Origin of the sequence: Methylobacterium sp. Leaf87 (genome assembly GCF_001422775.1) — a bacterium.
Lineage (GTDB): Bacteria > Pseudomonadota > Alphaproteobacteria > Rhizobiales > Beijerinckiaceae > Methylobacterium.
The window spans coordinates 123,658-147,395 of the sequence record NZ_LMMI01000034.1 but is presented as its reverse complement, the minus strand read 5'-3'; the positions used below and the strand labels follow the sequence as shown (position 1 = coordinate 147,395).

General features: G+C 68.3%; 23 protein-coding genes. 10 read left to right on the top strand and 13 right to left on the bottom strand.

Features of this window, described 5'->3' with window-relative positions; all coding sequences use genetic code 11:
* Window positions 1-296: 296 nt before the first annotated feature.
* From infB to ASF22_RS24010, 5 genes are all read right to left on the bottom strand, one after another.
* Window positions 297-3,233 carry a translation initiation factor IF-2 gene (gene infB / locus ASF22_RS15510; RefSeq protein ID WP_056265954.1) on the bottom strand — a complete coding sequence of 979 codons (2,937 nt, stop codon included), beginning with the start codon at window positions 3,231-3,233 and terminating at the stop codon, window positions 297-299.
* Window positions 3,234-4,043 carry an RNA-binding protein gene (locus tag ASF22_RS15505; RefSeq protein ID WP_056172172.1) on the bottom strand — a complete coding sequence of 270 codons (810 nt, stop codon included), beginning with the start codon at window positions 4,041-4,043 and terminating at the stop codon, window positions 3,234-3,236.
* A 110-nt stretch (window positions 4,044-4,153) separates the two neighbouring features.
* Window positions 4,154-5,764, bottom strand: a complete 1,611-nt coding sequence (gene nusA, locus ASF22_RS15500; RefSeq protein ID WP_056171732.1) for a transcription termination factor NusA — start codon at window positions 5,762-5,764, stop codon at window positions 4,154-4,156.
* Window positions 5,765-5,836: 72 nt separating this feature from the next.
* Complete coding sequence (gene rimP, locus ASF22_RS15495; RefSeq protein ID WP_056265951.1) at window positions 5,837-6,610, bottom strand: ribosome maturation factor RimP; 774 nt, start codon at window positions 6,608-6,610, stop codon at window positions 5,837-5,839.
* A 190-nt stretch (window positions 6,611-6,800) separates the two neighbouring features.
* Complete coding sequence (locus tag ASF22_RS24010; RefSeq protein WP_156647771.1) at window positions 6,801-7,370, bottom strand: hypothetical protein; 570 nt, start codon at window positions 7,368-7,370, stop codon at window positions 6,801-6,803.
* A gap of 12 nt (window positions 7,371-7,382) precedes the next feature.
* Here ASF22_RS24010 and ASF22_RS15485 point away from each other — a divergent pair, with 12 nt between their 5' ends.
* Both ASF22_RS15485 and ASF22_RS15480 read left to right on the top strand, forming a co-directional pair.
* On the top strand, window positions 7,383-8,834 hold the full coding sequence (locus tag ASF22_RS15485) for a TIGR00366 family protein (RefSeq protein ID WP_056265948.1): 1,452 nt from the start codon (window positions 7,383-7,385) through the stop codon (window positions 8,832-8,834).
* An 8-nt stretch (window positions 8,835-8,842) separates the two neighbouring features.
* Entirely contained in the window at window positions 8,843-9,412 is a 570-nt protein-coding gene (locus ASF22_RS15480; protein WP_056171722.1) for a hypothetical protein, read from the top strand.
* A gap of 11 nt (window positions 9,413-9,423) precedes the next feature.
* On the opposite strand, the gene ASF22_RS24005 is transcribed toward ASF22_RS15480, so the two are convergent.
* The 7 genes from ASF22_RS24005 to rpmH form a co-directional block, all read right to left on the bottom strand.
* Window positions 9,424-9,579 (bottom strand): hypothetical protein, encoded by a 156-nt coding sequence (locus tag ASF22_RS24005; protein WP_156368798.1) that lies wholly within the window; start codon window positions 9,577-9,579, stop codon window positions 9,424-9,426.
* Entirely contained in the window at window positions 9,576-9,812 is a 237-nt protein-coding gene (locus ASF22_RS15475; protein ID WP_056171720.1) for a hypothetical protein, read from the bottom strand. Before ASF22_RS15475 ends, ASF22_RS24005 begins: the two co-directional genes overlap by 4 nt.
* A 31-nt stretch (window positions 9,813-9,843) precedes the next feature.
* A complete protein-coding gene (locus ASF22_RS15470; RefSeq protein ID WP_056265944.1) occupies window positions 9,844-10,221 on the bottom strand; it encodes a DUF423 domain-containing protein in 378 nt (125 codons plus the stop codon).
* Window positions 10,218-10,880 (bottom strand): ribosome biogenesis GTP-binding protein YihA/YsxC, encoded by a 663-nt coding sequence (yihA, locus tag ASF22_RS15465; protein WP_056171716.1) that lies wholly within the window; start codon window positions 10,878-10,880, stop codon window positions 10,218-10,220. The genes ASF22_RS15470 and yihA overlap by 4 nt, the downstream gene beginning before the upstream one ends.
* A 160-nt stretch (window positions 10,881-11,040) precedes the next feature.
* The gene (yidC, locus tag ASF22_RS15460; protein ID WP_056265941.1) at window positions 11,041-12,903 is read right to left on the bottom strand and encodes a membrane protein insertase YidC; all 1,863 of its coding nucleotides are present in this window, start codon (window positions 12,901-12,903) and stop codon (window positions 11,041-11,043) included.
* Entirely contained in the window at window positions 12,896-13,486 is a 591-nt protein-coding gene (gene rnpA / locus ASF22_RS15455; protein WP_082483755.1) for a ribonuclease P protein component, read from the bottom strand. The genes yidC and rnpA overlap by 8 nt, the downstream gene beginning before the upstream one ends.
* A gap of 93 nt (window positions 13,487-13,579) precedes the next feature.
* Complete coding sequence (rpmH, locus tag ASF22_RS15450; protein WP_055947927.1) at window positions 13,580-13,714, bottom strand: 50S ribosomal protein L34; 135 nt, start codon at window positions 13,712-13,714, stop codon at window positions 13,580-13,582.
* Window positions 13,715-14,053: 339 nt separating this feature from the next.
* On the opposite strand from rpmH, the gene ASF22_RS15445 reads away from it, so the two are divergent.
* On the top strand, window positions 14,054-14,581 hold the full coding sequence (locus tag ASF22_RS15445) for a DUF1465 family protein (RefSeq protein ID WP_056171710.1): 528 nt from the start codon (window positions 14,054-14,056) through the stop codon (window positions 14,579-14,581).
* 79 nt (window positions 14,582-14,660) lie between these two features.
* Here ASF22_RS15445 and ASF22_RS15440 read toward each other — a convergent pair whose 3' ends face one another.
* A complete protein-coding gene (locus tag ASF22_RS15440) occupies window positions 14,661-17,096 on the bottom strand; it encodes a glycogen/starch/alpha-glucan phosphorylase (protein ID WP_244474311.1) in 2,436 nt (811 codons plus the stop codon).
* 473 nt (window positions 17,097-17,569) lie between these two features.
* Between ASF22_RS15440 and mdcA the strand changes: the two genes are divergently transcribed.
* The 7 genes from mdcA to ASF22_RS15405 are packed head-to-tail and all read left to right on the top strand — an operon-like array spanning window position 17,570 to window position 23,559.
* Complete coding sequence (gene mdcA / locus ASF22_RS15435; RefSeq protein ID WP_056265932.1) at window positions 17,570-19,216, top strand: malonate decarboxylase subunit alpha; 1,647 nt, start codon at window positions 17,570-17,572, stop codon at window positions 19,214-19,216.
* A 9-nt stretch (window positions 19,217-19,225) separates the two neighbouring features.
* On the top strand, window positions 19,226-19,543 hold the full coding sequence (mdcC, locus tag ASF22_RS15430) for a malonate decarboxylase acyl carrier protein (protein ID WP_056265929.1): 318 nt from the start codon (window positions 19,226-19,228) through the stop codon (window positions 19,541-19,543).
* The gene (locus ASF22_RS15425) at window positions 19,540-20,466 is read left to right on the top strand and encodes a biotin-independent malonate decarboxylase subunit beta (RefSeq protein WP_056265926.1); all 927 of its coding nucleotides are present in this window, start codon (window positions 19,540-19,542) and stop codon (window positions 20,464-20,466) included. Before mdcC ends, ASF22_RS15425 begins: the two co-directional genes overlap by 4 nt.
* Complete coding sequence (locus ASF22_RS15420; protein ID WP_056265922.1) at window positions 20,453-21,178, top strand: biotin-independent malonate decarboxylase subunit gamma; 726 nt, start codon at window positions 20,453-20,455, stop codon at window positions 21,176-21,178. Before ASF22_RS15425 ends, ASF22_RS15420 begins: the two co-directional genes overlap by 14 nt.
* Entirely contained in the window at window positions 21,171-21,806 is a 636-nt protein-coding gene (mdcG, locus tag ASF22_RS15415; RefSeq protein WP_056266162.1) for a malonate decarboxylase holo-[acyl-carrier-protein] synthase, read from the top strand. The genes ASF22_RS15420 and mdcG overlap by 8 nt, the downstream gene beginning before the upstream one ends.
* Window positions 21,800-22,639 carry a triphosphoribosyl-dephospho-CoA synthase MdcB gene (gene mdcB / locus ASF22_RS15410; RefSeq protein ID WP_056265919.1) on the top strand — a complete coding sequence of 280 codons (840 nt, stop codon included), beginning with the start codon at window positions 21,800-21,802 and terminating at the stop codon, window positions 22,637-22,639. Before mdcG ends, mdcB begins: the two co-directional genes overlap by 7 nt.
* A complete protein-coding gene (locus ASF22_RS15405) occupies window positions 22,636-23,559 on the top strand; it encodes an acyltransferase domain-containing protein (RefSeq protein ID WP_056265917.1) in 924 nt (307 codons plus the stop codon). Before mdcB ends, ASF22_RS15405 begins: the two co-directional genes overlap by 4 nt.
* Window positions 23,560-23,738: the final 179 nt, after the last annotated feature.

Genomic DNA, 23,738 nt, shown 5'->3' with positions numbered 1-23,738 from the left:
ACCGGGCCGTATGCCGGTCGTTCCGCGGCCCATATAGCCGCCTCGCACCTGCAGCGACGAGAGGGCCGTGTGCCTTCCCCCAGCCAAACTCGACGATGCGGTTAAGGCCCGACATAGCGACTAGGGCATGCCTGCGCGGGACGCGATCCCCGCCCTGGTCGATCTTCCCCGTCTGGTGCAACGACGGACACCCGCTGCCGACCGATGAACCCCGCGTGCCGTGCGATGTGGCCGGAAACGAGAACAGGGCCGCGACGGATGTCGCGGCCCTGTTCGTCTGGATCCTGCCCGTACGCTCAGAGCGTGCGGCGGATTTCCTCGACCCGGTAGCACTCGATGGTGTCGCCGGCCCGCATGTCCTGGAAGTTCTCGAAGGACATACCGCACTCGTAGCCGGAGATGACTTCCTTGGCGTCGTCCTTGAGGCGCTTGAGCTGCGAGAGCTTGCCCTCGTGGATGACCACGCTGTCGCGGATGAGGCGAACGTGGGCGCCACGCTGGACCACGCCGTCCGTGACGCGGCAACCGGCGATCTTGCCGACCTTCGACACGTCGAAGATCTGCAGGATCTGGGCTTCGCCCAAGCGCTCTTCGCGGAGCGTCGGGGGCAGCATGCCCGACAAAGTCGCTTTGATGTCGTCCACGAGGTCGTAGATGATGTTGTAGTAGCGGATCTCGACGCCCTTGTTCTCGGCCGACTCGCGCGCTTCCTTGTGGGCCCGCACGTTGAAGCCGATGACGACGGCCTTGGAAGCCTCCGCCAGGGTGATGTCCGACTCGGTGATGCCGCCCACACCCGAGAGCAGGATGCGCGCCGACACCTCGTCGTTGCCGAGCTTCTCCAGGGCGCCCGTGATGGCTTCCACCGAACCCTGCACGTCGCCCTTGACGACCAGCGCCAGTTCCTTGCGGCCGGCGCCTTCCTTGAGGTCGCGCATCATGTCGACGAGCGAACGGTTAGCGCCGCCCGTGCGGGCTGCGATGCGCTCGCGCTTCTGACGGGCACGGTACTCGGTGACCTCGCGAGCACGGGCCTCGTTCGGCACCACCACGACACGGTCACCCGCATCCGGCGTTCCGTTGAAGCCGAGCACTTCCACCGGTACCGAGGGACCGGCGTAGGGAACGTTCTCGCCCTTGTCGTCGATGAGGGCGCGAACACGACCCCACTCGGCGCCGGCCACGACGATGTCGCCGGTGAACAGGGTGCCGCGCTGCACGAGGACCGTGGCCACGGGGCCGCGACCGCGATCGAGCTTGGCCTCGATGACCGTGCCCTCGCCGTCGCGCGTCTCGTTGGCGCGCAGGTTCATGATCTCGGCCTGCAACTGCAGACCATCGAGCAGTTCCTCGAGACCGTCGCCGGTCTTGGCCGAGACCTCGAATTCGAGGGTCTCGCCGCCCATGGACTCGACCTGGATGTCGTGCTGCAACAGCTCGGTACGGACCCGCTGCGGGTTCGCCTCGGGCTTGTCGATCTTGTTGATCGCCAGGATGAGGGGCACGCCCGCCGCCTTGGCGTGGGCGATGGCCTCCACCGTCTGGGGCATGACGCCGTCATCGGCCGCCACCACCAGCACGACGATGTCCGTCACCTTGGCGCCACGGGCGCGCATGGAGGTGAAGGCCGCGTGGCCGGGGGTATCGATGAACGTCACCATGTCGCCGCTGGGGGCCGCGACCTGGTAGGCGCCGATGTGCTGCGTGATGCCGCCGGCCTCGCCCGAGACCACGGTGGTCTTGCGGATGGCATCGAGCAGCGAGGTCTTGCCGTGGTCGACGTGACCCATGATCGTGACGACGGGGGGACGGGGATCGAGATCCTCCTCCAGTTCCGGCTCGTCGCTGAACAGGCCTTCCTCGACGTCCGACTCCGCGACGCGGCGCACGGTGTGGCCGAGCTCCTCGGCGATGAGCTGCGCTGAGTCCGAGTCGATCACGTCGGTGATCTTGTGGATCTCGCCCTGCTTCATCAGCAGTCGGATCACGTCCACGGCCCGCTCCGACATGCGGTTGGCGAGTTCCTGAATCGTGATCGTCTCCGGGATCGTCACCTCACGCGAGAGCTTCTCTTTCTGCTCGACGTGACGGTTGCCGCTCATACGCTGCTGGCGACGGCGGAACGAGGCGACGGAGCGCGTGCGCTCGTCCTCGCCCGAAGTCGCGGTCGCTATGGTGAGACGTCCGCGATTCCGGTCGCCGCCCGGCTGCTTCGGGGTCTTGGGCGGCGTGATGATCTTGAGCGGCATGCCTGGACGGCGGATCACGCGCTTCTGCTCGTTCTCCTCCTCGGCGGCCTGCGGACGACCCGGCGTGCGGGCCGTGGTGGCAGCACCGGCCGGACGCGCGGCGGTGGCCGTCGTCGGCGTGGTGGGCTCCGGCTCGGGGGCCGGGGCGGGGCGGGCCATGAAGTTGAGGTCGCGCGGCTTGCGCACGTCGGCCGTGATCGTCTTGCGCGGCTCGGAGGAAGCCGGGCGCGCAGTCAGGGGCGGACGTGCCGCAGGCGCTGCAGGTGCAGCGGCGGGACGCACCGGAGCCGCAGCGGTGGCTGCAGGGGCCGCCGGCGCGCGCGGAGCCGCGGGCGGCGTGCGAACGATGGTCGGGGCCGCCGGCATCGGCGCCGTCTTGGAGACGGTGGGCGCCGGTGCAGGCGCCGCGTCGTCGGCAGCGACAGCCTTCGCGGCTTCCTTCGAAGCCTCCCTGGCGGCCTCGTCGGCCGCGCGGCGCGCTTCCTCGGCGGCGGCGAGGCGAGCCTCTTCTTCCTGACGCCGACGGGCTTCCTCGTCGCGCTTACGCGCTTCGGCGGCCTCACGCTCGCGCTGCTCGACGGCCAAGCGTTCGCGTTCGGCGGCGGCATCCGCCTCCGCACGTTGCTTGGCCTCGGCCTCGCGACGCTTCGCATCGGCGAGGGCGGCCGCGCGGGCGTTGCTCTCCTGCTCGCTCAGCGTGCGCAGCACGACGCCCGACGCCGAGCGCTGAGCCTGACGAGGCGCTGCGGGGGGCGGAGGGGGCGCAACGCGCGTCGCCGGAGCGACAGGTGTCGTTTCCCGTACGGGTGCGGCCGGTGCCGCGCCGATCACACGACGCTTCACCGTCTCGACCACGACCTGCTTGGTACGGCCATGGGAGAAGCTCTGACGCACCGTTCCCTGCTCGATCGGGCGCTTCAAGGACAGCGGCTTCGAAGGGGGTCTCGCCTGCGTCTTGTCGCCCGGATTGTTCGTATCGCTCATTCAGTCCAAACCCTGAGGGTTTCCATCGTCCCGAGAACCGGCAAACTGCTGTGCGCCGGGCGAATCCGTCACTTCGTCGTCGTGCAGATCGGAAGTGGTTCGCCCATAACGGGCGGAACCGGCCTCCTCGGCCGTCGTCGCCAAACCTTCGAAGGAACGGAGCCGACGCCAACGCGCAAGGCAGCCGGAACTCCCGACTCCTGCGACGAGAGCCGCATGTATCACATGATCCCGGCCCAAGGCCACGCCCAATTCTTCATTGGACAGGCTATCGATGACGGGAATGCGGGATATGGCATCACCATGGCGGCGGTGCAATGCCGCCGCGATCTTCCGGCGGCCGTCGGCGCTGCCGTCGTGCGCCTGGATCACCGCCGCGACGCCGGCCTTGTCGCCGATGGCCGCCTCGACCTTGGCGAAGCCCGCCACCACGCAGCCGGCCTTGTTGGCGAGCGACAGGGATTGACGCAAATCTGCCCGGAGGCCTTCCGCGATTCGGTCCGCGAGGTCGGCCGGTGCCGCAGCGTCCTTGGTCTTGAACGCCCGTTGGAACGCGCGTTTCTTCAAGGCTTCGATCACCACCGCGCGCGTCGGCGTGAGCCACGCGCCTCGCCCGGGAAGCCTGGCCCGTAGATCGGCCACCACCTCACCGTCGGGCGAGAGTACGAATCGGATGAGCCCGTCGGGCGGCCGCTTCGTGCGGGTGACGATACAGCTCCGCTCCGCGCCCTGGCGGCCACGGCCGAGCCCGGCATCGAGCAACGCGCTCAATTCCGTCTCCGTTGCCTCGGCCGCGGGATCGACAGCCATGGGATCGTCGGGGATGGGCGCCATGGCATCCTGAGGGACGGGGGGATTTATGCGAAAACGGAGGGGCCGGGCTCGCCGGTTCCCTCCGCTCGATGTTCAGGTGTCGGCGATCAGGCGGTGGCAGGCGCCTCGGCATCCTCGGCCGCACCGTCCGCTTCGGCGGCTTCCGTCGGCGCCTCGATCCAGCCGGCATGCACGCGGGCCGCCATCACCATGGCCTCGGCTTCCGTGCGGGAAACCTCGAACCCATCGAGATAGCCGGCGTGGCGCGTCGCCTCGGGGCCGCGCCCCTCGGTGTAGCCGACGAGATCGTCCGTGGCGCAGCCGGCGAGATCCTCGATGGTCTTCACGTCGTTCTCACCGAGCGCCACCAGCATGGGGGTGGTGATGCCGTCGATCTCGCGCAACTCGTCCTGCACGCCGAGCTCCTGGCGCTTGGCGTCGAATTCCGATTCGATCCGGGCGAGGTGGTCCTGCGCACGCGCCTGGATCTCGGTGCCGCTTTCCTCGTCGAGGCCCTGGATGTTGGCGAGTTCGCCGGGTTCGACGTAGGCGATCTCCTCGACGTTGCGGAACCCTTCGGCAGCCAGCAGCTGACCGACGGTCTCGTCGACGTCGAGGGCTTCCATGAAGATGGCGGTGCGCTCGGCGAACTCTTTCTGGCGGCGCTCCGACTCCTCGGCCTCGGTGAGGATGTCGATATCCCAGCCGGTGAGCTGCGAGGCGAGGCGCACGTTCTGGCCGCGGCGTCCGATGGCCAGGGAAAGCTGGTCGTCCGGCACCACCACCTCGATGCGGTCGGCCTCCTCGTCGAGCACCACCTTCACGACCTCGGCCGGCTGGAGCGCGTTGACGATGAAGGTGGCCTGATCCTCGGACCACGGAATGATGTCGATCTTCTCACCTTGAAGCTCGCCGACGACGGCCTGGACGCGCGAACCGCGCATGCCGACGCAGGCGCCGACCGGATCGATGGAGCCATCGCGCGAGATCACCGCGATCTTGGCGCGCGAGCCCGGATCGCGGGCCACCGCCTTCACCTCGACGATACCGTCGTAGATCTCCGGAACCTCCTGGCCGAAGAGCTTGGCCATGAACTGCGGATGCGAGCGCGACAGGAAGATCTGCGGCCCACGCACCTCGCGGCGCACGTCGAACAGGTAGGAGCGGATTCGGTCGCCGGGGCGGAAGGTCTCGCGCGGAATCATCTCGTCGCGGCGGACGATGCCCTCGCCGCGTCCGAGATCGACGATGACGTTGCCGTACTCGACGCGCTTTACGAGGCCGTTCACGACCTCGCCGATGCGGTCCTTGTACTCGTCGAACTGACGGTCGCGCTCGGCGTCGCGTACCTTCTGGACGATGACCTGCTTGGCCGACTGGGCGGCGACGCGGCCGAAATCGAAGGGCGGCAGGGTGTCGGAGATCACGTCGCCCACGAGGGCGCCGGGGTTGTAGCGGCGGGCCTGATCGAGGGTGACCTCGCGGGCGTCGTTCTCGACCTGATCCACCACCACGAGGTGGCGTGACAGGCGGAGCGCGCCGGTCTTCGGATCGATCTCGGCATGCACGTCCGTCTCGGCGCCGTAGCGCGAGCGGGCCGCCTTGGCGATGGCCTCCTCCATGGCGTCTATGACGATGGAGCGGTCGATCACCTTTTCGCGCGCGACTGCTTCGGCGATCTGCAGGAGTTCGAGCCTGTTGGCGCTGACGACGGCCATCGGTTTTCGTCCTTCTCTTCGTCGTGGTTTTTTCGTGATCGCGTCGCGCGTTCGAGCGCGATCCGGGCGTTTCTAGTGAAGCTTGCCGTCATCCTTCACCCGGACCGCCTTGGTGCGGATGGGCTTGGCCTTGTTCTGGGCCTTGATGGCGAGGCTCGCTTCGGTTTCGATCTTCTCGGGCCTGGGCCGGGCCGAAGCCTTCGGCTTAAGCGGCCGTGAAATCTTCTTCTTAAGGGGGGGCGCCGGCTCAGCCTCGGGGCCGTCCTCGTCCTCGTCCTCGTCGTCCAGCATCGGCGGCGGGCCACCGCCCCGGCGCAGGGACTCACGCACCAGATCGTCCGTCAGGACGAGATAGGCATCGCCGAGATCGCGCAAGGGCAGATCGATCCGGCTCGGCAGGCCTTCCTTCACGTCGGGCAGGTCGATGGGCACCGTGAGCCCGTCCGGATTGGGCGTGCGGATGATCCCACGGAACCGCTTGCGACCCTCGAGGGGCACGGCGAGCTCGATCTTTGCCTCGTAGCCGGCCCAGCGCTCGAAATCGACGGCCCGCACCAGGGGACGGTCGATGCCCGGCGAGGAGATCTCGAGGTAGTACGGCTTGCCGATGGGGTCATCGAGGTCGAGGAGCGGCGAGATCGCCCGGCTCACCGCCTCGCAATCGTCCACCGACATGGTGCCGTCCGGCCGCTCGGCCATGATCTGCACCGTGCAGCCGTTGGCGCTCGAGACCCGCACCCGCACCACCCGAAAGCCCAAGCCTTCGATGGAAGCCTCGATGACCTGGACGACGCGCGCGGCGACGCCGGTCTCGGTGATCAGACGTTTTTCGGGAGAGTCCGCCATGCTGCGCTTAAAGTCCGGCCTTGGTCGAAGGGATCCGGTGGCGCTGAGCTTGCGGCAATAAAAAAGAGCGGACCCGGTGGGGCCCACTCCCGAACCGCAGCCTCAAGACTGCAACCAGAACTGATGTGCTTTAGTTAGTCCCGTCGCGGGTTCGTTTCAAGCGGTTTCGCGCGCTGGAAATCGAACCGCGTCAGTGACCCGAATCGCGTACGGCCATTCGGAGTTGGCTTTCCAGGCGAGCGAGACGGTGGGTCGCCGCCTTGTGGAGGCATCCCCGGAAGCTGTCGCCGGCGAAGAAGCCGATTTCGGCTTGGCGACGACATTCGAGGAGGGGCGGCCCGAGAACCACTCCCAGCGCCACGACGAGCACGATGCCGACGTTGATCAACGCCGCGGCGAGCCAGGCCCTTCCGCTGCCGAATGCACGGCCGCCGGATGGAGCAGGCCGTGCCGCATCGTTTCCCGTCGTCAGGTCACGAACGGACGGAGGCGGTCCACGCCGGGTCGCCATCAGGCGGTCGAGATCGACGCCCTGAGAAGCCTTGGCCAACACATCCCCCTGGTCCGGCGCCCCCGTCGTCCGAGGCGATTGCCCCGGGTCCAAGCTGCACACGAGCGATGTTCGGCCTCCAATCTTGAAGGAACCGCAAAGATCGGAGCGATCGTCTGACATCTCGGGCCGAACGTGTTCATCACCGGTGACGCCCGCTTGAGCGTAGCGGTGGTTTGCGCAAGATGCGGCCACCGCTCCGAACGCCACGGAATTCCGCCCATGTCGAACACATCCCGCCCGCCCGCCGGCCCGACGGGGGACCCGGCCACCGAGGGGGCACTGTCCCGCTTGGGGATCCGCTTCACCGCTTGGGCGGAAAAGTGGTTTCCGGATGCGTTCGTCTTCGTCGCCATCGCGGTGGTGATCGTGGCGCTGGGCGCGCTGGCCAACGGCGCCCCGCCGGCGGCCATCGCGAAAAGCTTCGGCGACGGGTTCTGGAGCCTGATCCCCTTCACCATGCAGATGGCCTTCGTCACCATCGGCGGCTACGTCGTGGCCACCGCCCCTCCGGTGCAGGCTCTGATCGACCGCCTCGCGGCGATTCCGAAATCCGGTCGCGGCGCCGTCGGTCTGGTGGCGGCGGCCACCATGCTGTCGTCGTTCCTCAGCTGGGGCCTGAGCCTGATCTTCGGCGGCCTCCTCGCTCGGGCGCTGGCGCGGCGCACGGACCTGAAGATGGATTACCGCGCGGCGGGTGCCGCCGCCTATCTGGGGCTCGGTGCCACCTGGGCCATGGGCCTCAGTTCGTCCGCGGCGCAGCTTCAGGCGAACCCGGCGAGCCTGCCGAAGAACCTCCTCGCCATCACGGGCGTGATCCCGTTCAGCGAGACCATCTTCCTGTGGCAGTCGATGCTGATCGCCGTGATCCTATTCGTGATCTCCATCATCATCGCCTACGTCTCGGCACCCGGGCCGGCCAATGCCGTCACCGCGGAATCCATGGGCGTCGATGTCTCGCGCGAAAAGCCCGACACCACGCGTCCGAGCCAGCCGAGCGAGTGGCTGGAGCACTCGCCGATCCTGATTCTGCTCCTCGCGGTGCTGGCGGTCGGCTGGCTCGTGCAGGAATTCGCCCGGCAATCCTGGATCACCGCGATCTCGAGCCTCAACACCTACAACTTCCTGTTCCTCACCCTCGGACTGCTCCTGCACTGGCGGCCGAAGAACTTCCTGAAGTCCGTCGGCAAGGCCGTGCCGGCCACCGCCGCCGTCCTGATCCAGTTTCCGTTCTATGCCGCCATCAGCGCCATGCTCACTGGGCCGAAGAACGGGGCCGGCACGTCCGTATCCGACGTCATCACCCACGCGTTCGTGAGCCTGAACACCACGGGCAGCTTCCCCATCTCCATGGGCGTCTACTCCGCGGTGCTCGGCTTCTTCGTGCCGTCCGGCGGCGGAAAATGGCTCCTGGAAGCGCCCTACGTGATGCAGGCGGCCAACGAACTTCAGGTCCATCTCGGCTGGGCGGTGATGGTCTACAACGCGGCGGAAGCCCTGCCGAACCTCATCAATCCGTTCTGGATGCTGCCGCTGCTCGGCATCCTCGGCCTGAAGGCCCGCGACATCGTCGGCTTCAGCTTCCTGCAACTCATCATCCACCTCCCGGTGGTGCTGTTCCTGCTCTGGGCATTGGCCTTCACCCTGACCTACCACCCGCCCGTGATGCCGTAGGCCGCGTGATGTCCAACCCCGACCGCATGCCGGAACTTCCGGTCGAGCAACTCACCGACGCCCAGAAGGCAGCGTCGGAGGCGTTTCGCGTGGCACGCAAGGGACCGGTCTTCGGGCCGTTCGTGCCGCTCCTGCGCAGTCCCGAACTGATGACCAACGCCAGCACCATGGGGTTGCACCTGCGCTACCGCAGCGTGCTGCCCCTGCATCTGTCGGAACTGATCATCCTGATCACGGCGCGGGAATGGACCCAGCAGCTGGAGTGGCACATCCATGCGCCCATCGCCGTGGAGGCCGGGCTCGATCCGGCCCTCGTCGCGGCGATCCAAGAGGGGCGGCGTCCCGATGCGATGGGTCGGGAAGAGGCGTTGGTCTACGCTTTCTCGATGGAGCTTCACCACAACAAGGCGGTGAGCGACACCACCTACGCCCGCGTGGTCGAGGCCTTCGGCGAGCAGGGCGCCATCGAGATGGCGGGGATCAACGGCTACTATACGTTGCTCGCCATGAGCATGAACATGGCCCGGACGGCCCTGCCGGACGGAGCGACGCCGCAATTGCCGCCGTTGGTCGGGTAGTTCTCGAGTTTCTATCGTGCCCGCTGGCCGGCGGCGCGGTTCGATGTCGGAACCGGATCACGCGCCTGACGACGACCTGCGGCCTCGTGCAGGCGGACGGCGACATATCCCATCACGACGACGATGGCGGGCGTGACGACGAATGCGAGAATGGCAAGCTCGGTCATGGGGTAAGCTCCTTCAGCGTACGCCTCGCCAACAGATGTAGGATGGTCGCAGCGGTAAGCCAACCGGCAATCCCCAGCATCAGAGCAAGCGGTTTCAACGTCACCTGCAGATTGCTGACATTGTAGATGTAGCCGGCCACGGGCGTTGCGATCCCGACGGTGAAGCAGGATGTCGCCGCCGTGTTGAGCGCAGTCGCCAGGAGTTTGGTCTGTTCGTTGAAGACGATGCTCATTGGGTCGACCGTCGCGCGAGGCGTTACCGGTTCACGACCGGCCCCGAACCGGCACGAACGCCGCCACGGCGGCCAGCAGCCATCCGCCCATGAGCAGGACCCCGCCCGTGGGCGCGGCCATGGCAAACAGCGGCGTGCCGTGGAGCGCCCGCAGGGCGAGGTCGCCGGAGAACAGGGCCAGGCCCACGACGAGGGCGGCGGCGGCGAGCCGGGTGAGGAGACGGTGCGTCGCGCCCGTGGCGGCCAGGGCCACCAGTCCGAGGAGGGTGGGGGCGTGGAACAGCAGGAACTGCGCGGCCGTCTTCAGGCTGTCGGCCCCGGCCCGGTGGGCCGCCATCGCGCTTGCCGCGACCCCGAGGAGGCCGGCGAGGGCGCCCAGCGCCATGAGGATGCGGTCGGGCAGGGTCATGCGCCGCGCTCCTTGAGCAGGCGGGCGACGCTGGCGCGCAGTTCCGGCACGCCGCGATCGTCGCGGCTCGAGGTGATCAGGATCTCCGGATAGGCGGCCGGGCGCTTCGACAGGGCTTCACGGGTCTTCTCGATGCGCGCCTCGATCTCGGATTTCTTCAGGGCGTCGCCCTTGGTCAACACCACCTGATAGCTCACGGCGGCCTGATCGAGGCCGTCGAGAACATCGGTGTCGATGCTTTTCAAGCCGTGGCGCGAATCGATGAGCATGAACACCCGCGCGAGGTTGGCCCGACCTTTCAGGTAATCGTGGATGAGGTCGGTCCAGGCCTCGACCTTGGTCTTCTCCACCGCCGCGTAGCCGTAGCCCGGCATGTCGACGAGGGTCAGGCGGCCGCCGATGTCGAAGAAGTTGAGCTGCTGGGTGCGGCCGGGCGTGTGCGAGGTCCGCGCCAGGGTGTTGCGGCCGGTGAGTGCGTTGACGAGGCTCGACTTACCGACGTTGGAGCGCCCCGCGAAGGCGATCTCGACGCCCTTCATGGGCGGCAGGGCCACCACGGTGGGGGCGGAGGAGAGGAAGTCGGCGGCGCCGGCGAACAGGAGGCGGCCGGATTCGAGGAGCGCGGCGTCGGCTTCGGTCTGGGATTCTGATTGAGACATGGGTCGGGACCGATCGGGGCGGGCGTATCCGCCATTCGAGAGCCGACACGCGAGAAACAGGACGGTCCTCCCCGTCGCAGGACAGGGAGGACCGACGGGGAGAGGGCGAGCCGTGAAGGCGCCGGTCCGGTTCGTGTCGGACCGGCGTCTTTCGAAAAGATCAGCTTTTGGCCGGCGCGTTCTTGTCGGCGGGCTTCTTCTTGAACATCCCCGAGAGGTTGTCCCACAACTCCACCTTCACGCCGTTGCGGCGCATGATGACGTATTGCTGGATCACCGAGAGGGTGTTGTTCCAGGCCCAGTAGATCACCAAGCCGGCCGGGAAAGAGCCGAGCATGAACGTGAACACGATCGGCATGAAGGTGAAGATCTGCGCCTGGACCGGGTCCGGCGGCGCGGGATTCATCTTCATCTGGATGAACATCGTGATGCCCATGATGATGGGCCAGATGCCGAGGTGGACGATGTCCGGCGCCGCGTAGGGGAGCAGACCGAACAGGTTGAGGAAGCTCGTCGGATCGGGCGCGGCCAGATCCTGGATCCAGCCGAAGAACGGCGCGTGCCGCATCTCGATGGTGATGAACAGCACCTTGTAGAGGGCGAAGAACACCGGAATCTGGATCAGCACCGGCCAGCAGCCGGCGACCGGATTGATCTTCTCCTTCTTGTACAGCTCCATCATCGCCTGCTGCTGCTTCAGCTTGTCGTCGCCGTAGCGTTCGCGGATGGAGGCCATCTCGGGCTGCACGGCCTTCATCTTGGCCATGGACTGGTAGGACTTGTTGGCGATGGGCAGGAACAGGAGCTTCAGACACAGGGTCACGACCAGGATCGCGACGCCGAAATTCCCGAACAGGTGGAAGAAGAAGTCCAGCGCCCGGAACATCGGCTTGGTGATGAAGTGGAACCAGCCCCAGTCGATCATCAGATCGAACTTCTCGATTCCGAGGTCCTTCTGGTAGCCGTTGATGGTGTTGACTTCCTTGGCCCCGGCGAAGAGCTGCTGGGTCGCCGTCGCCGTGGCGCCGGGATCGACGACGCGCACGCCGCCGAGCACGCTCGCCTGATAGACCTTGGTGGCGCCGTCCGTGCGCTCGGTGAAGCTGCCGGTGTATGGCGCCGCCTGATCGGGGATCGCTGCCGCGGCCCAGTACTTGTCGGTGATGCCGACGAAGCCACCGGTGACGCCGGTCCAGGCCTTGCCCTTGGTGGTGACGTTGCCGAGCACCGGCTCCTTGGCGAGGTGGTCGTAGGTGTATTCCTGCAGGCCCTCGGCGCCGAGCACGCCGATCATGCCCTCGTGGAGCACGTAGTAGCCCTGCGTCGTCGGCTTGCCCCAGCGCGAGACGAGGCCGTACGGGTAAAGGCTGACGGCGGCCGCACCCTTGTTCTCGACCTCGTCGCGGACCGTGAACATGAACTTGTCGTCCACGGCGATGATGCGGCGGAAGACCAGGCCGGCGCCGTTGTCGAAGCTCAGGGTGACGGGCTTGCCGACCGACAGGGTGGTGGCGTCGGCGGTCCAGACCGTGTCGCCGCCGGGTAGCGGGCCGGCATTCTGGCCGACCCAGCCGAATTCGCCGTAATAGGGATTGGCCGTGCCGGTGGGGGAGAGCAGCACGATGCGCGGGCTCTTGTCGTCCACGGTCTCGTGGTAGTTCTTGAGAAGGACGTCGTCGATGCGGCCACCCTTGAGGGCGATGGTGCCGGCGAGTGCCGGCGTGTCGATGGTCACGCGGGGCGAGCGGGCGATCACCGCCTCGCGGGGCTCGACCGCGCCTTGGCCGTTGCCGGTGGCACCCGGAAGGGTCCCGGGCACGGGGGCGGCCGGGCCGCCTTCCTTCGGGCTCGGGCTCGGTACGCCGTCGGCCGAGGTCGCCGCCTTGCCCTGGAGCGCTTGGGCTTGGAGGGTCGCCTGACGCTGCTGCTCGACGCGCGGGGCGGCGATGAAGTAGTTCCAGCCGAGCAGGACCGCCAGCGACAGGGCGATCGCGACGATCATGTTCGTCTTGTCATTACCCATCGGTCGGTCCGTCGCATGCGTTGGGAATGGGGGAGGGCGCCGTGGCGCGGCCCTGCGAGGCGTCAGCCCCGGGACCAGAGGCCAATAGCGGCATCGTGGAGTCAGCGCCAGACGCCGGCCGGTCGGATATCGGCTTGTCGGATGCAGGCTTGCCCCGACCACGCCGGGGGCTGGAGCGGACTGCCGCCTCGCCAGCCGAATCCTTGCGCGTCTGCGGCTTGGTCACGATGGGTACGGCGCGGCGCAGGTCTTCGATCAGGGTCTCGAACGCGGCGGACAGAGCCGGGCGCCGAGCGATGAGCACCACGTCGGCCGCCGGACTCGGCAAGACGTTTTCCGCCGCGCGCAGGGCCGCGCGAAGACGCCGCCGGATGCGGTTGCGCTCCGTGGCGTGCCCGACACGCTTCGTGATGGTGAAGCCGATGCGCAGGCCTTCGGCCACTGCGGCGGGTTCCTCGCCGGACTTCTGCACAGACTCGCTGCGCAGTCGGCCCTGGGCGGAGAAGCGCTCAGTGTGGAAGCGTCGTCCGCTCGCCGCGGTCAGGAAGTCCGAGCGTTGCGTGAGCCGTCCGATCGTCGCCACGGCCAATCCGATCTCGTGGCCGGAGGCCAAGGTCATAAGACCGGGTTCAGACAGGACCGGCCGCCCGAAGGCGGCACGGCACCCCGGTCGCTCTCAGGCCGACAGCTTCTTGCGGCCGTGGGCGCGGCGGGCGGCGATGACCTTGCGGCCGCCGGCGGTCGCCATGCGGGCACGGAACCCATGGCGACGCTTACGCACGAGCTTGCTGGGCTGATAGGTTCTCTTCACGGCACGATCTCCGATGGCCAAGGATGGGTGCCGCAGGCTTCAACGCCAGTGCAGGCCCCGTCACTCGTCCAGAATGTGTCTGCAAGCGCGAAGAGCGCCCAGAAGGGCGCCGCGTCGCGATGGCGCGGCTTATGGCGGATGGCCGGCGCCGAGTCAACGCGCATCGGCGGATCGAAGGCCGTGGAACAGGCTGCCCGCGCCCGCTCGAGTTAAGGTTAACTTTAGGTGAAAGAGGCGCTCGCTCGTTCGCGGCGTTAGCATTGCGGACCATCGGATGAAAGCGGCGGGATTGTCCCCGATCGGGACGATGGACCGACGAAGCGCCGCACGGGAGGCACGATGAACGGATTCGACGTCACGATTCGGGACGAGCGGGACTGGGTCAGTTTCGGTGATACCTATGTGGGCTCCGATGCCTTCAAGACGCTGTTTCGCGAAGGCATGACCATGGTGGAGGAGGCGGCGGCCTATCTCGATGGCGAGGGCCGCGACGAGTCGCGCCTGATGTCGCGGGACGGCACCCTCAGCTACGCCAGCGAGACCATGCGGCTGACCACCCGCCTCATGCAGATCGCGTCCTGGCTCCTGGTGCAGCGCGCCGTCGCCGAGGGCGAGCTGACGCCCAACGAGGCCTTGGAAGAGAAGACTCGGGTGCGCCTCGCCACCCCCGATCCGTTCAAGGCGGACGTCTTCGGGATCCTGCCGGCCCGTCTGCAGGACCTCATCGTGCGCTCGCGCCGGATGCATGCCCGCATCCTCCACCTCGATGGGCTGATCACCGACGAGCGTCCGGCTCCCGTCGCGGTCGCGAGCCCCGTCGCCGCGCAGCATACCCTGCTGCATGCGGCGTTCGGGACCGCGCACTGAGATCTGCCAAGTGACGACACCCCGGCCGATGGGGATCGGCCGGGGTGTCGTGTTCGAGCGACGGTTGGATGCCTGAGCGTCAGGCGACCCGAACGCGCCAGATCTCGGCGGCGTATTCGCGCATGGAGCGGTCGGACGAGAACCAGGCCATCCGGGCCGTGTTGAGGATGGCCGAGCGCCACCACGCGGCCGGATCGTTCCAGGCCGTGTCGACGGCCCGCTGGGCGCGCCAGTAATCCTCGAAATCGACGGTCAGCAGGTAGCGGTCGTCGTGGACGAGGCTGTCCACGATGGGCCGGAACCGGGCGGGATCGTCGGGCGAGAATCCACCGGTCCCGATGAGGTCGAGGGCGGCCGCGAGGCGCGGCGAGGCGGCGATGGCGGCCCCGGCGTAGTCCGGCTCGTTCATGCGGGCTTGCACCCCAGCCGCGTCGAGGCCGAAGATGAAGATGTTGTCCGCACCGACATGATCGCGGATCTCGATGTTCGCGCCGTCGAGGGTGCCGATGGTGAGGGCACCGTTCAACGCGAGCTTCATGTTGCCGGTGCCGGACGCTTCCATGCCGGCGGTGGAGATCTGCTCCGACAGGTCGGCTGCCGGGATGATCGCCTCGGCCAGACTCACCGAATAGTTCGGCAGGAACACCACCTTGAGGCGCCCGGCGACATCGGGATCGTCGTTGACCACCCGGGCGACGTCGCAGGCGAGCTTGATGATCAGCTTGGCCTGGACGTAGCTCGGCGCGGCCTTGCCGCCGAAGATCTTGACCCGGGGCGTCCAGTCCCGGTGCGGCTCGGCCTTGATCGCCTGATAGAGTGCCACCGTCTCGATGACGTTGAGGAGTTGGCGCTTGTACTCGTGGATGCGCTTGATCTGTACGTCGAACAGGCTCGACGGATCGATGGTGACGCCCGTGCGCTCGACCACCACCCGGGCCAGCGCCTCCTTGCGGGCACGGCGCATGGACCGGTAGCGGTCTTGGAAGCTGGTGTCCGAAGCGTGGTCGGCGAGCCCGGTCAGCAGCTCGGGATTGTCGAGGACGCCGGCGCCCACGGCTTCGACGGCGAGGCGCGTCAGTTCCGGATTGCAGTTGTGCAGCCAGCGGCGGAAGGTGATGCCGTTGGTCTTGTTGACGATCTTGTCCGTATCGAGGGCGTGCAGATCCTTGAAGACCGTCGAGCGCATGAGGTCCGTGTGCAGGGCCGAGACCCCGTTGACCCGCCGCGCGCCGAGGAAGGCGAGGTGCCCCATGCGCACACGCTTGCCGTTGGCCTCCTCGATGAGGGACACGGAGGCGAGCTGCGCCGCATCCGCCCGGCCGTGCCTGCCCTGCTCCTCGAGGTGCATCCAGTTGATGAGGTAGATGATCTGCATGTGGCGCGGCAGCACCCGCTCCATCAGCTCGACGGACCACGTCTCCAGGGCCTCGGGCAGCAGGGTGTGGTTGGTGTAGCCGAGCGTGTTGGTGGTGACGTGCCAGGCGTCTTCCCAGTTGAAGCCGTGATCCTCCAGGAGGAGGCGCATCAGTTCCGGGACGGCGATGGCCGGATGGGTGTCGTTGAGCTGGATCGCGGCGTGGTCGGGCAGGGTGCGGAGATCGCCGCGCTCGGCCGCGTGCCGGCGCACGAGATCCTGCAGGGACGCGGAGGTGAAGAAGTACTCCTGGCGCAGGCGCAGTTCCTGGCCGGAATCCGACGAATCGCTCGGATACAGCACCCGTGAGATCGCCTCGGCCCGGGACCGCGCGGCCACGGCGCCGATATGGTCGCCGCCATTGAAGCGTGCTAGCTCGACGGGCGCTTCCGCTTCGGCCTTCCAAAGGCGCAGGGTGTTCACGTGGCGCCCGCGCCAGCCCACCACCGGCACGTCGTGGGCCACCGCCTGAACCGTCTCGGCCGGGTGCCAGTGACGGCGAATCACGCCCTCGGACACGGCCGACATGGTGACATGGCCACCGAACCCGATGGTGTAGGTCGCCTCCGGGCGGACGAATTCCCAAGGGTTGCCCTCGGCGAGCCAGGTCTCCGGGGCTTCCTTCTGCCAGCCATCCTCCAGGGATTGCCGGAACAGGCCGTGGTCGTACCGGATGCCGTAGCCGATGGCCGGGATCGAGAGGCTCGCCATGCTTTCCATGAAGCAGGCGGCGAGGCGCCCGAGGCCGCCATTGCCCAGGGCCGCGTCGGGTTCGGCGCCCTCGACGGTGTCGAGGTCGACGCCGAGGTCGCGCAAGGCCGCGCGTGTGGTCTCGACGAGGCCGAGATTGTTCATCGCGTCCGACAGCAGACGGCCGATGAGGAATTCGAGGGAGAGGTAGTAGACCCGCTTGTTCGGCACGGATTCACCGTTCGCCATACAGGCATCGACGATCCGGTCGCGCAGTGCCAGAGCGGTCGCGGCGAACCAGTCGCGTTCGCGGGCATTCTGCGGGGTCTTGCCGATGGCGTAGGCGAGCTTGGCGAGGATCGCTTCGCGCAGGTCGGCCACGGCGTCGCCCGATGTGGAGACGACGGGCAATGTGCGCGCGACCGCCCGGTGGACGCTCGCCTGACCGGCTGCGTCCTCACCGGTCTCGGGTGCGATGAGCTTCTCATTCAACACGTGTCGATCCCCCTCATGCTTGCAGGCGCGCGGCCGGTCGCTTGAGCGCGAGCCCCCGAGGTATCGCCTCCATGCGGGCGTGCGCCTCGGGGTTTCGCGGTTGCCACCTGTTGAATCGCGCTACGGGTCGCTTCTCTCGGCTGGTCTGCGAGAGCCGCTCCCGTCTCCGTGATGCGTTCGGACCCTGAGGTCCGACAACACCGTGCGTCGCATCGAATCCGCACGGGAATGAGACAGGGATAGGTTGAAGGTTCGATGAATGCGGCGGAAACGCGCAGTCAGCGGCCACATTGTGCGAGAGCCGCCCAGTCCCGTATGCACTGCCTTGCCAATTGCATACAAAGAGCTGCATGATTGCATATTAGCTATCCGCTTCACGGAGGCCGACCATGAGGGACTGGGCGACGCAAGGGAGTGCCCGCGCGGCGCGCATCGCGGCCGGCGCCCCCTTCGCCCGCGGCAAGGTCGTCGCCCTGTCCGATCTCGCGCCCTTCCTCGAAGCGGTCCTCCGACCGGGGGACAGGGTGTGCCTCGAAGGCGACAACCAGAAGCAGGCCGACGTCCTGGCCGACGCCCTGGCCGAGGTCGACCCGGGGGTGATCCACGACCTCCACATGGTGCAGTCGGGCATCGTTCTCCCGTCCCATCTCGACGTGTTCGAGAAGGGGATCGCGCGTCGGCTCGACTATTCGTATTCCGGCCCGCAGGCGGCGCGCATCGCCCGGATGCTCTACGGCGGACAGATCGCCCTCGGTGCGGTTCACACCTACCTTGAGCTCTTCGCGCGCTACTTCATCGACCTGACGCCGCAGGTCGCCCTGATCGCGGCCGTCAGCGCCGACCGCGACGGAAATCTCTACACCGGCCCCAACACCGAGGACACGCCCACCGTCGTCGAGGCCACGAGCTTCAAGGACGGCCTCGTGGTGGCGCAGGTCGGCCAGATCGTCGACCGGGTGCCCCGCGTCGACATCCCCGGCGACCGGGTCCATTTCGTGGTCGACGCGGGCAAGCCGTTCTACGTCGAGCCCCTGTTCACCCGCGATCCCGCTGCCATCACCGAGACCCAGATCCTCACGGCGATGCTGGCGATCAAGGGCCTCTACGCGCCCTACGGCATTCGCCGACTCAACCACGGCATCGGCTTCAACACCGCCGCCATCGAGCTGCTGCTGCCGACCTACGGCGAAGCGCTCGGTCTGCGCGGACAGATCTGCACCCACTGGGCGCTGAACCCGCACCCGACCCTGATCCCCGCCATAGAGGCCGGTTGGGTCGAGCAGATCCACTGCTTCGGTTCGGAAGTCGGGATGGACGATTACATCGCCGCCCGGCCAGACATCTACTTCACGGGCTCGGATGGGTCGCTACGCTCCAACCGGGCCTTCTGCCAGACCGCGGGCCTCTATGCCTGCGACCTCTTCATCGGCTCGACCCTGCAGATCGATCTCTCGGGTCACAGCTCGACGGTCACCACCAACCGCATCGCGGGCTTCGGTGGGGCGCCCAACATGGGGTCCGACCCACGCGGCCGGCGCCATCCGAGCGTGCCCTGGCTCAAGGCCGGTGCGGAGGCCGATCCCGATACGCCCGCCCCCTTGCGCCGGGGCCGCAAGCTCGTGGTGCAGATCGGCGAGACATTCGGGGATGCCAACGTACCCCTGTTCGTCGAGCGGCTCGATGCCCTCGCGCTCGCCGAGACGCTCGATCTGCCGCTCGCGCCCGTGATGGTCTACGGCGACGATGTCACCCACATCGTCACCGAGGAGGGCATCGCCAATCTCCTGCTGTGCCGCAACGTCGACGAGCGCGAGCAGGCGATTCGGGGGGTGGCCGGCTACACGGAGATCGGGCGCCGGCGCGATGCCGGCATGGTGGCGCGCCTGCGCGAGCGCGGCGTGATTCGCAGGCCGGAAGATCTCGGCATCGACCCCCTCGACGCGGACCGTAGCCTGCTCGCCGCCCGCTCCATCAAGGATCTCGCCCTCTCGTCAGGCGGCCTGTACCGGCCGCCGAGCCAATTCCGCAACTGGTGACGGTGAAGCATGGAACGCCTCAGCTACACCCTCGACGCGCCGATCCCCGCCGGGGGCAACAAGCTCCAGGCCCTCGTCGGGATCGTCGCCTCCGGTAATCTGGAAGTGCTGCTGGAGCGGGTGCTCGCGCCCGACCGGTGCACCATCGAGATCGCCACGGCCGCCCATGGCTTCGGCGAAGTCTGGACCGCCGTGGTGGCGGATTTCGTGGCGCGCCGCGGTGCGGGCGGCCTGCGCATCGCCATCAACGACGGGGGCGCCCGGCCCGACACCGTCGCCCTGCGCCTCGCCCAGGGCGCACGGCTCATTGCCGGAGACATGCCGTGAACCCCGCCGCCGCGCCTCGCCCCTTCGAGCCGGAGGCCTTGAGCTGGTACGAGGGCAGCGCCCGCCAGCGCGTCGCCGCCCTCGTCGATCCCGGTAGTTTTCACGAGGTCGTCGGTCCCGAGGAACGGGCGACGAGCCCGCATCTCGCCCTGTTCGACCTGCCCGAGCAGTTCGACGACGGCATGATCGTCGGAAGCGCGACCCTCGACGGCGCCGAGGTTCTGGTCGCCGCCCAGGAGGGACGTTTCATGGGCGGGGCCGTGGGGGAGGTTCACGGGGCCAAGCTCGTCGGCCTGCTCCGCGCCGCCAAGGCTCTCCGCCGCGATGTGCTCATCCTGTTCGACACCGGCGGCGTGCGCCTGCAGGAAGCCAATGCAGGCGAGACCGCCATCGCGGAGATCATGCGGGCCTTGATCGAAGCGCGTGGTTCCGGATCGCGCGTGGTCGGCCTCGTCGGTGGGCGTTCGGGTTGCTACGGCGGCGGCGGGCTCATCGCCGGCTGTTGCTCGGCCCTCATCGTCACCGAACAAGGACGCATCAGCGTCACGGGCCCGGAGGTGATCGAGACCAATCGGGGCGTCGAGGAGTTCGATTCCCGCGACCGCGCACTGGTCTGGCGCACCATGGGGGGTAAGCACCGCTACCTCCTCGGTGGCGCGGACGCTTTCGTCGACGACGGGCCGGGCGCGTTTCGCGCGGCGGTGCAGGCGATCCTGGCAAAGCCCGACCGCCTCGATCTCGCGACCCTCGACGCCGAGCAGGCGCGGCTTGAGCGGCGGCTCGTCCGCTTCGGTACCGCCAGTGATGCGGTCGCGGTCTGGTCGATCCTCGGGGTCAAGGACGCACCCGGCGTTCCGGGCCTGTCCACGCAGGCGTTCCACGCCATCGCCACCTGCCGGGAGAGTGCCGATGACGCTCGCTGAGATCCTCGCCGGACTGTTTCCGGACGGCCATGATGTGGCTGTCGCCGATGGGCTCATCCTCGGCACCGGGCGGCGCGCCGGCGGCAAGCCCGTCCATGTGCTCGGCCTGGCCGAGGGCACACCCCTCGGCATCGAGGGAGCCTTGACCCTGGCGGGGCGGGTCCTCGCCATCGCCCGCTCCGGCGGCGGTGCGCCGATCCTGATGCCCGTCGACTCGTCCAGTCAGCGCATGAGCCGGCGTGACGAGCTCCTCGGTCTCAACGAGTACCTCGCCCACCTCGCCAAGGCACTGATGCTCGCCGAGGCGGAGGGGCACCGGACCCTCGGCCTGCTCTACGGACGCAGCGCCGCCGGGGCCTTCATCGCCACGGCGCTGGCCACCGGCCACCTCGTCGCCCTGCCGGGCGCCCACCCGGAGGTGATGGACCTGCCCTCCATGGCACGGGTCACGAAACTCTCCCTCGACGTTCTCACCGAGAAGGCCAATGCGACCGCGGTGTTCGCCCCGGGCCTCGACAATCTCGTCCAGACGGGGGCGATCCACGAGACCTGGGACCCACGGAGATCCCTGGCCGAGCAGTTGGAGGCTTACCTTGCCGCGCCACAGGCCTCTGGCGATTGTCGCGACCGTCTCGGGGCGGAGCGTGGCGGTCGGACTCGGGCTGCCGCCATCGCCGAGCGGGTTGCGGCGCGCGTCGCGGACCATGCCTGAGGCGCTCGGGCGCCATCAGATGGCCCGGGTCGCCCCCGCCGCCTGGCGCGCGCTCCTCATGCGGCGGCCCGAGTACGACGGCCTGCCCTACGTCGCCGACTGGGCCGAACGGAACTGGCCCCTGGTCGTCCGGCGTCCCGCCGGGGGCGAGGCGGGTATTCCCCTGGGGCTGCCCCTGCCACCCGCTCAGGGCAAACGACGTCTGTCCTTCGTGCTGGAGGCGTCCGCGCTGCGTGCCATCGCACCTCCGCCCCGTCTTGCCGAGGCCGCGCCCGCGGCGTCGCCCGAGTGGCAACCGACCCTGCGACGCCTCCTCGATCTCGACCCCGAGGTACGGACTTTCGGCAGCCTCGCCTGGCAGCACCTCACGGGCCTTCCCTACCTGTCGCCGACGTCCGACATCGATCTGCTGTGGCGCCTCGACGGGGCGCCCGAGGCGCTCCTCGCCGGTCTCTCGACCATCGCCAGCGAGGCCCCCATGCGGATCGACGGCGAGTGCCTCGGAGCCGGCGGGATGGCCGTGCAGTGGCGCGAACTCGCCGAGGGGATGCCCGAGATTCTGGCGAAGGATGCCCGCGGCGTGAGCCTCGTCGCCCGCTCCGATTTCCTCGCGGGTGCCGGATGCTGAGCGCCGCGCGGGTGTCGGCGCTCTCCACACCGGCTGACGCGCTCGCCGCAACGGCCGTGTCCTGCCTGCGCCTCGAGGTCGCCACCTACCCGAAGCCGGGCCTCGTCAGCCACGTCGATCCGGGCGCCCATGCGGACATGGATGCGGCCCTGCTGAACCGCAGCGCCGACACCCTGGAGCCGTACTTCGCCGATCTCGCCGAGGCCGGCGGGCGGGGCGCCGGCATGGACACCCTGAGGGCCATCGGTCTCGCGGCCGAGGCGGCGATGCTCGCGGCCACAGGCGGGGTGAACACCCATCGCGGCGCGATCTTCGGTCTGGGCCTCCTCGTGGCCGCGGCCGGATTCCGCGACGCCTCTGGCGATCGCCGACGCCTCGGGCGTCTCGTCGCCGACCGTTGGGGCGACGCCATCGCGAACGGTCCCATCCCCCTCCACAGCCACGGTTCCGCCGCCTTGCGACAATACCGGGCCGGCGGTGCGCGACGCGAGGCAGCGCTCGGGTTTCCAACCCTCTACGCCCTCGGACTCCCGGCTCTGCGCGAAGCCGAGGCCATACGACCCGATGACCCGGAAGCCGTGCGGGTGCAGCTCTGCCTCGCCCTCATGGCCGGCGTGGAGGACACGAACCTTCTGCATCGCGGTGGTGCCGCGGGCCTCGCCTACGTGCAGGGGGCCGCCCGCGCGTTTCTCGCGGCCGGCGGCATCGCATCTGCCGACTGGCGGGCGCGGGCACAGCCGCTGCACATCGCCTTCACGCGCCGCAACCTCAGTCCGGGCGGCTGCGCCGATCTCCTCGCCATGACCTTGTTCCTCGACGGGGTGGGGCCATGACGTTGGCCCTGCTCTGCTCCGGTCAGGGGCTGCAATCGCCCGATCTGTTCGCCTTGACGGCGGATGCCCCCGCCGCCGCGCCGATCTTCGCCCATGCCGCCGCGTATCTCGGGTGCGATCCGCGCAGCCTCGTGGCGCAGGCCGATCCAGCGGAACTCTACGCCAACCGCATCGGGCAGATCCTGTGCGTCACTGCCGCCCTGGCCCTGGCAGAGTGCGTCGCCGACATTCTCCCACGGCGCTGTGTCGTCGCCGGCTACAGCGTCGGCGAGATGGCGGCTTGGGGCGTTGCCGGAATCTGGACGCCGGAGCAGGTCCTCGGCCTCACCGCTGCGCGGGCCGAGGCCATGGACGCGGCGAGCCGCCCCGGCCAGGGGCTCGCCGCCATCCGTGGCCTGCCGCGTGCGACCCTCGATCCTCTCGTGGCGCGTCATGCCTGCGCAATCGCCATCCGCAACCCCGCGGACCTGTTCGTGGTCGGCGGCATGAGTGACGCTCTCGATGCCCTCTGCGCCGAAGCCGCGCAGATGGGCGCGGCGCGGGCGAGCCGGTTGCACGTCGGGGTCGCCTCGCACACGGCCCTGCTCGAACGGGCCGTGGACCCGTTCCATGCGCAGCTCGCCCCCGTACCCGTGCGCCGGCCCATCACAGGCCGGATCCTCCTGAACGGCACGGATGGCACGCCGATCTTCGACGCCGGACGATTCCGCGGTGCGCTCGCCCGACAGGTCGCGACCTTCGTCGATTGGACTGCCTGCCTCGATGCCGTGGTCGAGCGCGGCGCCGAACGGAGCCTCGAACTCGGTCCGGGCCACGCCCTGGCGGACATGATGCGGACACAAGCGCCGCAGCTCGCCGTTCGCTCGGCCGATGCCTTCCATACGCTGAGCGGTCTGCGCGCCTGGATTGCCGAAACCTGATCCGTCGTTTGCCTCGCCTTCTCGCCGGGCCTTCGGCATTCGGTCGCGGCCATCGTCCTGAACCGACCCTGAATTCGACGGGCTGCGACCGTTTGCGACGCACCAAAAGCAAGGAATTCGTAACCGAAATCGTGGCTTGGATTGTGCATTGCAACGGAACCATTTACCAATCGGGGCGT

Coding starts and splice junctions, on each gene's coding strand:
- mdcC (WP_056265929.1), top strand. CDS start 19,226: ATGGAACGCCTCAGCTACACCCTCGACGCGCCGATCCCCGCCGGGGGC.
- ASF22_RS15470 (WP_056265944.1), bottom strand. CDS start 10,221: ATGACCCTGCCCGACCGCATCCTCATGGCGCTGGGCGCCCTCGCCGGC.
- infB (WP_056265954.1), bottom strand. CDS start 3,233: ATGAGCGATACGAACAATCCGGGCGACAAGACGCAGGCGAGACCCCCT.
- ASF22_RS24005 (WP_156368798.1), bottom strand. CDS start 9,579: ATGACCGAGCTTGCCATTCTCGCATTCGTCGTCACGCCCGCCATCGTC.
- ASF22_RS15485 (WP_056265948.1), top strand. CDS start 7,383: ATGTCGAACACATCCCGCCCGCCCGCCGGCCCGACGGGGGACCCGGCC.
- mdcG (WP_056266162.1), top strand. CDS start 21,171: ATGCCTGAGGCGCTCGGGCGCCATCAGATGGCCCGGGTCGCCCCCGCC.
- ASF22_RS15475 (WP_056171720.1), bottom strand. CDS start 9,812: ATGAGCATCGTCTTCAACGAACAGACCAAACTCCTGGCGACTGCGCTC.
- ASF22_RS15445 (WP_056171710.1), top strand. CDS start 14,054: ATGAACGGATTCGACGTCACGATTCGGGACGAGCGGGACTGGGTCAGT.
- mdcB (WP_056265919.1), top strand. CDS start 21,800: ATGCTGAGCGCCGCGCGGGTGTCGGCGCTCTCCACACCGGCTGACGCG.
- ASF22_RS15420 (WP_056265922.1), top strand. CDS start 20,453: ATGACGCTCGCTGAGATCCTCGCCGGACTGTTTCCGGACGGCCATGAT.
- mdcA (WP_056265932.1), top strand. CDS start 17,570: ATGAGGGACTGGGCGACGCAAGGGAGTGCCCGCGCGGCGCGCATCGCG.
- yidC (WP_056265941.1), bottom strand. CDS start 12,903: ATGGGTAATGACAAGACGAACATGATCGTCGCGATCGCCCTGTCGCTG.
- yihA (WP_056171716.1), bottom strand. CDS start 10,880: ATGTCTCAATCAGAATCCCAGACCGAAGCCGACGCCGCGCTCCTCGAA.
- ASF22_RS15480 (WP_056171722.1), top strand. CDS start 8,843: ATGTCCAACCCCGACCGCATGCCGGAACTTCCGGTCGAGCAACTCACC.
- nusA (WP_056171732.1), bottom strand. CDS start 5,764: ATGGCCGTCGTCAGCGCCAACAGGCTCGAACTCCTGCAGATCGCCGAA.
- ASF22_RS15405 (WP_056265917.1), top strand. CDS start 22,636: ATGACGTTGGCCCTGCTCTGCTCCGGTCAGGGGCTGCAATCGCCCGAT.
- rimP (WP_056265951.1), bottom strand. CDS start 6,610: ATGGCGGACTCTCCCGAAAAACGTCTGATCACCGAGACCGGCGTCGCC.
- ASF22_RS15505 (WP_056172172.1), bottom strand. CDS start 4,043: ATGGCTGTCGATCCCGCGGCCGAGGCAACGGAGACGGAATTGAGCGCG.